This is a genomic window from Polaribacter sp. 2305UL8-11 (genome assembly GCF_058147165.1).
On the sequence record NZ_JBYVJW010000008.1, the window covers coordinates 146,067 to 158,023 of the forward strand.

At 29.0% G+C, this 11,957-nt stretch carries 10 protein-coding genes; 7 read left to right on the forward strand and 3 right to left on the reverse strand.

All coding sequences use genetic code 11. The features are described from left to right. Positions 1–2: 2 nt before the first annotated feature. Positions 3–2,753 carry a carboxypeptidase-like regulatory domain-containing protein gene (locus ACY2RW_RS09335; RefSeq protein ID WP_490122455.1) on the reverse strand — a complete coding sequence of 917 codons (2,751 nt, stop codon included), beginning with the start codon at positions 2,751–2,753 and terminating at the stop codon, positions 3–5. A gap of 148 nt (positions 2,754–2,901) precedes the next feature. Here ACY2RW_RS09335 and ACY2RW_RS09340 point away from each other — a divergent pair, with 148 nt between their 5' ends. After that, positions 2,902–3,957 (forward strand): endonuclease/exonuclease/phosphatase family protein, encoded by a 1,056-nt coding sequence (locus ACY2RW_RS09340; RefSeq protein ID WP_490122456.1) that lies wholly within the window; start codon positions 2,902–2,904, stop codon positions 3,955–3,957. A gap of 86 nt (positions 3,958–4,043) precedes the next feature. On the opposite strand, the gene ACY2RW_RS09345 is transcribed toward ACY2RW_RS09340, so the two are convergent. Further along, positions 4,044–5,576, reverse strand: coding sequence for an Rne/Rng family ribonuclease (locus tag ACY2RW_RS09345; RefSeq protein ID WP_490122457.1), 1,533 nt, complete (start codon positions 5,574–5,576; stop codon positions 4,044–4,046). Positions 5,577–5,888: 312 nt separating this feature from the next. Beyond that, positions 5,889–6,179, reverse strand: a complete 291-nt coding sequence (locus ACY2RW_RS09350) for an HU family DNA-binding protein (RefSeq protein ID WP_490122458.1) — start codon at positions 6,177–6,179, stop codon at positions 5,889–5,891. Between the two features lie 141 nt (positions 6,180–6,320). Here ACY2RW_RS09350 and mutY point away from each other — a divergent pair, with 141 nt between their 5' ends. The 6 genes from mutY (at position 6,321) to ACY2RW_RS09380 (ending at position 11,873) form a co-directional block, all read left to right on the forward strand. Further along, the gene (gene mutY / locus ACY2RW_RS09355) at positions 6,321–7,364 is read left to right on the forward strand and encodes an A/G-specific adenine glycosylase (RefSeq protein ID WP_490122492.1); all 1,044 of its coding nucleotides are present in this window, start codon (positions 6,321–6,323) and stop codon (positions 7,362–7,364) included. A gap of 118 nt (positions 7,365–7,482) precedes the next feature. Further along, positions 7,483–7,917, forward strand: a complete 435-nt coding sequence (locus ACY2RW_RS09360) for a single-stranded DNA-binding protein (RefSeq protein WP_490122459.1) — start codon at positions 7,483–7,485, stop codon at positions 7,915–7,917. A gap of 28 nt (positions 7,918–7,945) precedes the next feature. Further along, positions 7,946–9,268: a gliding motility-associated protein GldE gene (locus tag ACY2RW_RS09365; protein WP_490122460.1), complete on the forward strand. Its 1,323-nt coding sequence runs from the start codon at positions 7,946–7,948 to the stop codon at positions 9,266–9,268. Continuing rightward, the gene (gldD, locus tag ACY2RW_RS09370) at positions 9,261–9,812 is read left to right on the forward strand and encodes a gliding motility lipoprotein GldD (protein ID WP_490122461.1); all 552 of its coding nucleotides are present in this window, start codon (positions 9,261–9,263) and stop codon (positions 9,810–9,812) included. The genes ACY2RW_RS09365 and gldD overlap by 8 nt, the downstream gene beginning before the upstream one ends. Continuing rightward, entirely contained in the window at positions 9,800–10,033 is a 234-nt protein-coding gene (locus ACY2RW_RS09375; RefSeq protein ID WP_490122462.1) for a hypothetical protein, read from the forward strand. Before gldD ends, ACY2RW_RS09375 begins: the two co-directional genes overlap by 13 nt. A gap of 259 nt (positions 10,034–10,292) precedes the next feature. Then, positions 10,293–11,873 (forward strand): hypothetical protein, encoded by a 1,581-nt coding sequence (locus ACY2RW_RS09380; RefSeq protein ID WP_490122463.1) that lies wholly within the window; start codon positions 10,293–10,295, stop codon positions 11,871–11,873. The last annotated feature ends 84 nt before the right edge of the window (positions 11,874–11,957 follow it).

Here is an 11,957-nt window from a genome sequence, read left to right on the forward strand (position 1 = left end):
TTTTAAAATCTTAAATTTATGTTTAAAAAGTAAGTAGCTCCTCTACCATACCAATATCTATTTCCAAAAACAGGAGTGTCTAATGCTTTATCGTCTCTTAATTGTCTGAAATTTGCATTTCTACCTTGTTCAAATCCTCCAGATTTGTATTCTTCTCCAAACAAATTGTTTACAGTTGCAAATACGCTGATAAATTTATCATCAATCTTCCAAGATTTACCTCCAATTAAGTTTACAACCATGTAATCATCAAACTTTTCTTGTTGTAATAATTCTTTTGCCAAAACTGGGTCGTAATCATTAAAAGGTAAGCCATCTGCATCTTCAAAAAAGTTAGATGATCTATTTAAAGGTGCAACATCTACATAAATGTTAGAAAAGAAATTTGTAGTTGCTCCTACCCACCAATAATCTGGGTCTCTATATTCAAAACCTACAGAATAAGCGTTCTGTGGACCAGATGCTAATTTGTAATTCTTTAAGTTAGATACGTAATCTTTAGATCTAAAATCGGCATCAAAACCTCCAACATCTGCAACATCAGATGTTAAATATAAATTAGGATTGTTACCATACGTAAACTGACCTATAGATGCAGCTCCTTTTAACTTTATTGTTGGTGTTACTTGCGCTTCTAAACCTAATTCTAATCCTATATGTTTTCTTTCAATTCCTGATAAGACCTCTTGTACAAAAGCAGTATTATCACCACCAACACCATCAGCAAAATAAAATGATATTTCTGTTGCGTCTGATACATTTGTGTAATAAGCTGTTAATCTTGATGTAATAATTGGGCTTCTAACAATATAACTTAAATCTGTAGTTAGTATTTTTTCGCTTTGTAAATTATCTACAATCGCATTGTTTTCTCTAGAATTGGAAAAAGAGTTTCTAATGGTAGGAGCTTGTGTTAAATATCCTGCATTAAAATCTACTAAATGACGACCTGTTATTTTGTAAGTTAAACCTGCTTTTACACCATAATTTGTAAAATCTATTTTATCTGATTTACCTAAAGATCTATTTTCAAATCTTCCATTTTTATACAATCCTTCTCTTTGGTGTGTGGTTCTTGATACATTTACTGCACCATAAAAATCTACTTTATTGTATTTAAATTGTGCTTGTGTAAATGCACCAATTACATCAGAATTTAATTTAAAATTATATCTAAAAGTATCTCCTTCTCCAACAACTCTATTTGAGTTTAGTAGGTTATTTTGCATTTTATTTTCTGTTTCTGCAAAAGGATTAATATCTAAATAACCTGTACCTCCTAATAAATCTATTACTTCTGCAAAATTATGAGATCGTAATCTTCTGTATTCTAATTTTGCATTTAAAGTAATATTGTCATTAATTTCAGAATTTAAAATGGTATTTATTGATAATTGTTTGTCATCATTTCTGTCTTCATATAAAACATAAGCGTTGTTAGATCCTGCTGCTTTATTTGTAAGGTTTGCATCAATAATTCTTTCCCAATCTAACTGACCATCGTTTATAAAATTCTGTTGTGCTTCATAAGCTCTTGCTAAATCGTTATTTCTTAGCTGAAAACTTGGTAAGTATTGGTAATAAGTTGGACTTGGGTTTGCTCCTCCATTAAAATCTAAACGACTATTTCCTATTTTACCAAATTGATAAGCTACATTGGTTTGTAACGAAGTATTGTCTGACATATCCCAATAATGATTTAACATTAAAATTGGCTCTTCTACTTCTTTTATTCTAGAGTTTGTTTTACGTCCGTTTAAATAACCCCAATAATCATTGTAAGCAATTCCTTTTAAATCGTATACTTCTTGTGTGTTTGGAGATGATTTACCTCTTCTATTTGGTGTAAAAATAGAGGTAAAGTTTATGCTATGATTATCACTAATTTTTTTATCAACAGAGGCAAATAAAGAATATGCATTGTAAGTTGTACCTTCATTAAAACCCTCTAAACCAGCTCTTCTACTTCCAGAAAAAGTAAATGCCCAACCACCTTCTAAAATTCCAGTAGAATGCGTAACCATTAATCTATGTACATAACTTCTGTTAGATGATGAGTACGAAATTCTTGTACCAGCTCTTTGTTCTGATGCTCTTGTATTAATGTTTGTAGAACCTAAAACGCCTCCAAAAGTGTAATTAGATGGTGCTAAACCATTACTAAACTCCTGGTTTCTAAGCACATCATTTAATCCTCCCCAATTGCTCCACTGTGCTCTACCATCAAAAAGTTTGTTCATTTCTATACCATTAATTAGTACTTTACCATTTCCAGAATCTAAACCTTTAATTCTAAAAAACGAAGAACTAAACTCAAAAGCGGCTGTTCTTAAATAAATGTCTCTAGTTGCTTGTAGTAAACCAGATATATTATCTGCTGCACTTGCATCGTCATTTAATTCATCATCTGTAATGGTAATTAAACTTAAATCTTGATCTACAGAAATATCTCGATACAATAGGATAGTTCCTAAATCTACAGTATCTCCAGAAAGTTCTACAGGAAAATTTTGTGTTTCATAACCTTTTAATTTAATTTCTACAATGTAAGATCCGTTTGATAAGTTTTTGAGTACAAAAGCTCCATCAAACCCAGTAGTTTGACTTATTGATGTACTTTTTACACTTACCAAAACATTTTGTAGTGTTTCATCGGAATCAGCATCTGATACAATTCCTTTTACAATATTCTGAGCATTTATTCCTATTGCTAGAAAAAACAACATAAATATTGATAAAACAATTTTTCTCATAAATGTTTGTTTGTGTTTTTAAAAAAAAATTTCTTGCTAAATTGCGAGCAAAATTAAACATTTTTAGCAAATTATAGTGTTAATATAACATTATAAAATTTTTGGCTTAACTTTTGTTTTATATGTTTGCAAAATAAATTATATAAATATGAAGAAATACATACTTTTAGTATTCACTTTTTTATTAACAACAACATTAACCTTTTCACAAAAAAAAGGGAAAAAGTACAATATTAGAACCATTGCTTTTTACAACTTAGAAAACTTATTTGACACCATTAATGATGTGAATAAAGAGGATGAAAAAAGCCCTATGATGGAGTTGAAATCAAATCGATCTAATGTTTATTGGGATAAAATTGATAAACTTGGGAGTACTATTGCACAAATAGGTTTAGAAAAAGCTAATACAAGCCCTGCTATTATTGGAGTTGCTGAAGTTGAAAATTTAAGTGTTTTAGAAGATTTGGTAAAATCTAAACATCTTATAAAAAAAAGATATGGTATAATACATTATGATTCTCCAGACAAAAGAGGGATTGATGTAGCTTTATTATATCAAAAAAGATACTTCAAACCTATCCATCATGAAGCCTTTAATCCTAATATTTACAAAAATAACAGAAAAGTTTATACAAGAGATCAACTGTTAGTTTCTGGATATTTAGATGATGAGTTAATTCATGTTATTGTAAACCACTGGCCATCTAGAAGTGGTGGAGAAGCAAAAAGCAGACCTCTTAGAGAAAAAGCAGCTTATCAGAACACAAAAATTATTGCTCAAATAAGAGAAAAAGACCCAAATGCTAAAATAATTACTATGGGAGATTTTAATGATGATCCTATAAACTCTAGTTTTAAAAAGGTTTTAAAAACAAAAAGCAGAAAGAAAGATGTTGGTAAAAATGATATTTACAACCCTTATGAAGATATGCATAGAAGAGGTTTTAACACCTTAGGTTATAGAGATAATATTAATTTATTTGACATGATTTTAATCTCATCACCTCTTTTAGATAAGGGCGAAAAAGATTTTTCTGATTACAAAATGTTTAAAGCAATGATTTTTAATAAACGTTTTTTAACCAACAAAAGAGGACAGTTTAAAGGGTATCCTTTTAGAAGTTTTTCTTATGGTGGTTATACAGGTGGTTACTCAGATCATTATCCTGTTTATATGTATTTAATTAAGGAAAAAAAATAGAAAAAAGCCATAAATATAAAACCCCATAACTTTTAAGTTACGGGGTTTTTTTTGATAATAAATTATTGCCTTATTATATTAAAATTTTACTCTTTTAAAGTTTTAAATTTATAATATAAGTATGTGTAAGCGTCACGAGGTATAATTGTAATCCACTTTTTGTGTTTTAAATACCATTTAAAACGAATAGAATTTACTCCTTTTGTTAAATAAGCTGCAATAAAAGGATGTACATGTAATTGTATCTTTTTATTGTCTTTAGAACTTGACATAAATTTTTCTAAATCTGCTTCAATTTTATCTAACAAAACTATAGGAGCTTCTACTTCTCCATTTTTATTTGGGTTGGTTTCGGTAGTTTTTATACTTAACTCAGGTCTTACTCTTTGTCTTGTAATTTGTACCAATCCAAATTTACTTGGAGGTAATATTTTGTGTTTTGTTCTATCTAAAGCCATTTGCTCTTTTAAATGCTGATACAGTTTATTTCTGTTTTCAGCTTTATGCATATCAATAAAATCAACTACTATAATACCACCCATGTCACGCAATTGTAATTGACGTGCTATTTCTGTGGCAGAAATTAAATTTACTTCTAATGCTGTATCTTCTTGAGAGCCTGCTTTGTTAGAACGATTTCCACTATTTACATCTATAACATGTAAAGCTTCTGTGTGCTCTATAACTAAATAAGCACCTTTACTCATAGAAACTGTTTTACCAAAAGATGTTTTTATTTGACGTTCTATTCCATATTTTTCAAAAATTGGAATTGTAGATCTGTGTAGTTTTACAATCTTTTCTTTTTCAGGATAAATTTCTTGTAAATACTCTTTAATCTCAACTTTTAAAGTTTCATCATTGGTAACAATGCTTGTAAAAGTTTCATTCATAACATCTCTTAAAATAGAAGATGCTCTGTTTAACTCACTTAAAATTTTAGTTGGTGTGTTTGTATTGGGTATTCTTTTACACATTGTTTTCCAACGATCTAGTGAGTTTTGCAAATCTCTGTCTAGTTCTGCTACTTTTTTACCCTCTGCAACAGTTCTTAAAATAACACCAAACCCTTTGGGTTTAATGCTTTTTGCTAATCTTTTTAAACGTTCTTTTTCTTTTGGATCTTCAATTTTCTGAGAAACCGAAACTCGGTTAGAAAAAGGAACTAAAACCAAAAATCTACCAGCTATAGATAACTCAGAACTTAATCTGGGTCCTTTTGTAGATATTGGTTCTTTTACAATTTGTACTAATAGGTTTTGGCCTGTTTTTAATACTTTGTTAATACTACCGTCTTTGTGAATGTCTTCTTCCTTTCGGAAATTTTTTAAAGTGAATTCTTTATACTTACCTGTGCTTACTTTCTTAATGAACGAATTTAATGAGTTTACTTGCGCACCTAAATCATGATAATGTAAAAACCCGTCTTTTGGGTATCCTACATTTACAAAGGCTGCATTTAAACCTGTTAACACTTTTCCTATTTTGGCTAAAAAAATATCGCCTACAGAAAACTTGTTTCCAGTTGTTTCATTATTTAATTCAATAAGTTTTCCATCTCTTAATAAGGCAAAATCAATATCAGATGAATTACTACGAATTATTAATTCTGTTTTCATACTGAATTTGGTTTTAACACTGCACATTATTGTGCAGATGGATTAATATTGTCAGGTATTTTGTAATACCGTTCGAAAGTTTTCTGCGCTAACAGTTTTTAAACTTTCTAATGTCAATGAACTTTTAAACTTTTCGCTAAACTATAAACGAAAAAGTAAGCGAATGCTTACTTTTTCTTCTTGTGTCTATTTGCTCTAGCTCTTTTCTTTCTTTTGTGTGTAGAGATTTTTGCTCTCTTTCTTTTTTTACCACTTGGCATAATGCTTGTTGTTTTTTTAAATCTTTTTAAAAAGATTTAGATTAATGTTTTATTACTTAACTGCTACTTTACTTTTTACTCCTTCTGTAAAAGTTTTAGCTGGTTTAAAAGCTGGAATGTTGTGTGCAGGAATTTTGATAGTTGTATTCTTAGAAATATTTCTACCAGTTTTTTCTGCTCTTGTTTTGATAATAAAACTACCAAAACCTCTTAAATAAACGTTGTCTCCATTTTCTAATGCATCTTTAACTTCAGTCATAAATGCTTCAACTGTAGCTAAAACATCTGTTTTTTCGATTCCTGATTTATCTGAAATTCTTGATACGATATCTGCTTTCGTCATGTCTCTATTTTTACTATATTTTTATTAATTTAATTTCAAAAATGCGGATGCAAATATATGATAATTAATCAATAGCAAAAAAATAAAGACCTAAATTTATGTGAATTTTAAAATGTAATATTGCAAATCTATTTTTTGATGATGAAATTTTCTAACACATTAATTTACTGGTATTTACAAAACAACAGAAATTTGCCTTGGCGCAAAACTAAGAATCCATATTTTATTTGGTTGAGCGAAATTATGTTACAACAAACAAGAGTTGCTCAAGGTTTGTCTTATTATTTAAAATTTACAACCGCTTTTCCTACAGTTTTCGAGCTTGCAAAAGCAGATGAAAGTACCGTTTTAAAAATGTGGCAAGGTCTAGGTTATTACTCAAGAGCCAGAAACTTGCATTTTTCTGCAAAACAGATTGCAAATGAATTCAATGGCGAATTTCCATCAACCTACAAAGAAATTATTAAATTAAAAGGAATTGGAGATTACACAGCATCTGCAATTGCTTCTATTTGTTTTGATGAACCCACTGCAGTTGTAGATGGAAACGTTTACAGGGTACTTTCTCGCTATTTTGGCATTGCTACACCAATTAACTCATCAGCAGGAATTAAAGAATTTAAAACGCTTACCCAGAGTTTAATTGACAAAACACAGCCAGGAACTTTTAACCAAGCCATTATGGATTTTGGTGCATTACATTGCAAACCCCAAAACCCACTTTGCGAAACTTGTCCTTTTGCTGATAGCTGTGTGGCTTTAGAAAAAAAATTAACCAAAGAACTACCTGTAAAAGAGAAAAAAATTAAGGTTAGAAAACGATATTTTAACTATTTAGTTGTAAAAACTGATAATGACAAAACTATTTTATCAGAGAGAAAAGGAAAAGGGATTTGGCAAGGTTTGTATCAATTTCCATTAATAGAAAGTGATAAAAACATCAATAAAAACCAACTAATTGCATCAGAAGAATTCAACAATCTTTTTCCTAATAACACTACTATTTCACTCTTTAATAAAAAAGAAATTGTACACAAATTATCTCATCAACATTTGTATACACAATTTTGGATTGTAGAAACTGTAACGTCTGAAAAAGCAACCATAAAATGGAGTGAAATTGAAAAATTTCCTGTTCCTATTTTAATTGCAAATTTTTTAGACGCTTTTCAAGTTAAAAAGTAATTGATATTTTTAGTACTTTTGATATTGTTATATAAAGACAATAAGTTTGTCTCCTCGAGTGCAGTCGAGAGGTTATTATTTAGGTCTCGACTGCGCTCGACCTTACAAAACACAAGCTATGGCAGGAACAATAAACAAAGTAATTTTAATTGGTAATTTAGGTGATGATGTAAAAATGCATTATTTTGATGATCAAAATTGCGTGGGTCGTTTTCCTATTGCTACATCAGAAAGTTATACAAACAAACAAACTGGAGAAAAAATAACCAATACAGATTGGCATAACATTGTAGTTAGAAATGGATTGGCTAAAGTTTGCGAAAAATATTTAACTAAAGGTGATAAGATTTATGTTGAGGGAAAACTAAAAAACCGTCAATGGGAACAAGATGGTGTTAAACGTTATTCTACTGAAGTTCAGGTAAATGAAATGACCATGTTATCAACAAAAAAGAATGCTGATAATAGTAACAATCCGCAACAAAATCAACCTACAACTACATCAAACCCTACATCTATTGCACCAGAAGAAAATGATGATTTGCCTTTTTAAGAAATTTTATCAATAAAAACCATAAAACTTGGACCCAGATCCCGAATTTTTATTTTTTGCTGCTATTGATGTTTTTACAAGCATCAACATTATCATTTTAATTGGTTTACTAATTAGTTCTGCCTTAATTTCGGGCACAGAAGTTGCTTTTTTTTCGCTTTCTCAAACCGACTTAAACGAGCTTTCTAACAATGGGAAAGAAGAAAATATTGTTGTAAATTTATTAGAAAGACCTAGAAAGTTATTGGCAACCATTTTAATTACCAACAACTTTATAAATATTTTAATTGTCTTACTTTTTGCTTCTTTGGCAGAAACTTTATTTGGTGATTTTGATTACGAATTAAACCTCTATTTCTTTACAGCACCAATTCGTTTTTTAATAGAAATTGTACTAGTTACATTTTTAATTTTACTTTTTGGCGAAGTTTTACCAAAGGTTTACGCTTCTAGAAATGCGCTTCGATTTTCTAAAGCAATGTCTAAATTTATTCATACCATAAACATTGTACTAACACCATTTAGTTTGCCATTAATTACACTTACAAAATGGATTGAAAAAAAGTTAGGAAATAAAGGACGTAGTTTTTCTGTAGAAACATTGTCTCAAGCATTAGAACTAACATCAGAAGGAGCAACTACAAAAGATGAGCAGAAAATTTTAGAAGGAATTGTAAATTTCGGGAACACAGAAACCGTGCAAATTATGAAACCAAGAATTGATATTTTTGCGCTTTCTGATGACGAATCTTATGAGGTTGTTTTAGATAAAATTTTAAAAAACGGATACTCTAGAAATCCAGTTTACAAAGAAAATATAGATACTATTATTGGGGTTTTGTATGCTAAAGATTTGTTATCACATTTAAACAAAAAAGCTTTTAAATGGCAAAATTTACTTCGCGAACCTTTTTTTGTGCCTGAAAACAAAAAATTAGACGATTTATTAGGCGATTTTAGAGCAAAGAAAAATCATTTGGCAATTGTGGTAGACGAATATGGAGGAACCAGTGGTTTGGTTACTTTAGAAGATGTTATCGAAGAAATTGTGGGCGATATAAATGATGAGTTTGATGATGAAGATTTATCATACTCTAAAATAGATGCCAACAATTATATTTTTGAAGGAAAAACCACCATTAAAGATTTTTGTAGGGTTTTGGATGATGAAGACGAAGCCATTTTTGAAGAAGAAAAAGGCGAAAGCGAAACTTTAGCTGGTTTTATTTTAGAAATTTCTGGAAAATTTCCTAGAAAAGGTGAGAGAATAAATTTTAAGAACTATACGTTTACAATAGAAGCGTTAGATAAAAAACGCATAAAACAAATAAAAGCCACTAGAAATGCGTAATTTTTTTATTCTTTTTTTTGTGTTCATTTTTTGGGGTTGCAAAGAAGATATATTGCCAAAACCAAAAGCATATCTAAGCTTGGTTTATCCGAAAAAATCTTATCAAAAATTAAATTTACAAAGACCTTACACGTTTGATGTTTTAAAAAACACAACAATTGTAGATGAAGCTAATAATTGGTTAAAAATTAAATATCCTAATTTAAAAGCATCTATAGATATTACTTACAGACCCGTAAAAAACAATCTTAAAGAATTGTTGACAGAAGCAGAAAAACTAGTCTTTAAACATACTGTAAAAGCAGAACAAATTATACCTAAAGATTTTGTAAACCCAAAAAAAAGAGTCTTTGGTAGTTTATATGAAATAACAGGAAATGCAGCTTCTCACGTACAGTTTCATGTTACAGATAGTACAAAAAACTTTATAAAGGGGAGCTTATACTTTTATGCAAAACCCAACTATGATTCTATTTTACCTGCTGTAGCTTTTGTTAAAGAAGATATTTTACATTTAGTAGAGACTTTGGAGTGGAAAAATTAATTAAACTCATTCCAAACTGGGAAATAAATAAAAGATATCTTTTTAAGATTAATAAAAGTGATACTTTTAATTACAAAAACAGAAGTAGTAAAGAATACAAAAGAAGTTTTGAGATAGAACTTACTAGAAATAACGAAACAGTTTTTGAAGCTTACTTCCCAAAATCTATACTATATCCTGTTAAATTAGTAAATATTTTTGATGAAAAAATTTATGACTGAAGATTTTAATATCTTTAGTTATAAGAACATTACTCTAAATCATGAAAAATTTTATTATTCGCGACAAGATAAAATTCTAAGCAGTTATTTTAAGAAACATATTATTGATACTCCAAATATGAGAAAAGAAATAAGTAATTCTATTTCTAGAAACTAAGTAAATCTACCTATATTCTAAAACAGTAATTCTAACTCTTATTTTTATATTTCTTTTTTAGTTACTTGCTTATTATATTCAATAACCAAACTTAACTAAATTATGAAATCATTAATCTTTAAATTTTCATCTGTTTTATTGATGTTATTATTAATGCAATCTTGTACAAAAACAGTAAAAGAAGATGTAGCTATAGCTCCAAAATATGCATTATCTATATCAGAAGTCACAAATTCTAAAGCACCTGCTTTACAGTCTTTTACACAAGGAGTATCTGGAAACGAATGGCTTTTATTTGCAGGAAGAACCAACAATAAAAACGATTCTATTGGTGGTTTACACAGCATTTTTAAAGGAAATTATGCAAACACCTCCTTTTTACCACCCTCTTTTAACGATAGCCTTTTTGTATATAATCCCACCAAAAATACAAAACCTATTAGCATGCATTTTAAAACAGTTGTAGAAACCATAAACAAACAATGTTTTGAACAAATTGGAGAAATGACAATTCCCTGTATAGAATTAAACAACTTTTTAAATCAAAATTTATCAATTTTTAGAAATACAAATGCACTTGTAAAACAAGATGGAAACTTTTTATATACAGTTGGTGGTTATGGTGCTCCAGTTAATGATGTAACTACAAAAAACTATTTAACCTTTAACCAAATTGCTAGAATTCATGTACCCAATTTGATTAAATTGATAAAAGGAGAAAAATTATCTCTACAAAGCCTAAAAAGTTTAATTAGTATTGGGAAAAATAAACATCTAGTTAGTACTGGTGGAGAAATGTACAAATTTGATGATCTCTTTTATTTAGCTGGTGGTCATAACTTTACGTTTACTTCTCAAAAATATGTAGATGCTGTTTATCCTTTTAAAATTTCTACAGCAGACAAACCTTATAAACTAACAATTACCATACAAGATACCATTTCTGATGTTACATCACCATCAATAAAAGGAGCAGATGCAATTTCTATTTTTAGAAGAAGAGATGGTCCAATAACACCAAATTTTTATAAAGTAAATAACGAAATAAAAAGAGGTTTAACTTTCTATACAGGTGTTTTTAGACCAGATAGTTTAGTTGTAAAAAATAATGATAGCACTTACTATCATTTAGCTTGGAATAACGCCATTTATGTGCATCCAGAAAAAACTGTAGGCTCTAAAAAATATACTTACGACACTAGTTACAATCAGAAAAACTTTAATGTGTATTCTTGTCCAAATATAGTTTTATTTGATTCTGATTCAGAAATTTTACATACTTATTTATTAGGCGGAATTGGAGATGGTAAAAGAGCTGCTGTTGGTCATTTATCTGGTTTTACAAATACAGGAGTTCATATAAAAATGAATATTGGTAGCCCTACTTTAAAAAGTACGCACACAGTTTTAGATTATAATATATTTAAAAATGGTAGTAATAAACCTCCTTTTTATGGAGCTGAATCTATTTTATTTCAAAATAAAAATTTACCTTTTTCTAACAACTCTAATGAAATTATAGATATCAAAAAAGCTTTTAAAAATACAGATAGTAATTCTATAGAAATTGGATATATTTTTGGTGGTATTGAAGCTTTCCAGTCCAATCCTGGAACTTATGGAAAAAGAAACTCAAGAGCTTCTAATAAAATTTGGAAAGTAACTTTAACAAAACAATTTTAATTGATAAAATACTTGTAAAAGAAACTGTTTGAAAAGCATTAAAATTTATCATTTAAACTGTAATGGAGAAATCTTTTTTAATTC

Coding starts and splice junctions, on each gene's coding strand:
- ACY2RW_RS09335 (WP_490122455.1), bottom strand. CDS start 2,753: ATGAGAAAAATTGTTTTATCAATATTTATGTTGTTTTTTCTAGCAATA.
- ACY2RW_RS09340 (WP_490122456.1), top strand. CDS start 2,902: ATGAAGAAATACATACTTTTAGTATTCACTTTTTTATTAACAACAACA.
- ACY2RW_RS09345 (WP_490122457.1), bottom strand. CDS start 5,576: ATGAAAACAGAATTAATAATTCGTAGTAATTCATCTGATATTGATTTT.
- ACY2RW_RS09350 (WP_490122458.1), bottom strand. CDS start 6,179: ATGACGAAAGCAGATATCGTATCAAGAATTTCAGATAAATCAGGAATC.
- mutY (WP_490122492.1), top strand. CDS start 6,321: ATGAAATTTTCTAACACATTAATTTACTGGTATTTACAAAACAACAGA.
- ACY2RW_RS09360 (WP_490122459.1), top strand. CDS start 7,483: ATGGCAGGAACAATAAACAAAGTAATTTTAATTGGTAATTTAGGTGAT.
- gldD (WP_490122461.1), top strand. CDS start 9,261: ATGCGTAATTTTTTTATTCTTTTTTTTGTGTTCATTTTTTGGGGTTGC.
- ACY2RW_RS09380 (WP_490122463.1), top strand. CDS start 10,293: ATGAAATCATTAATCTTTAAATTTTCATCTGTTTTATTGATGTTATTA.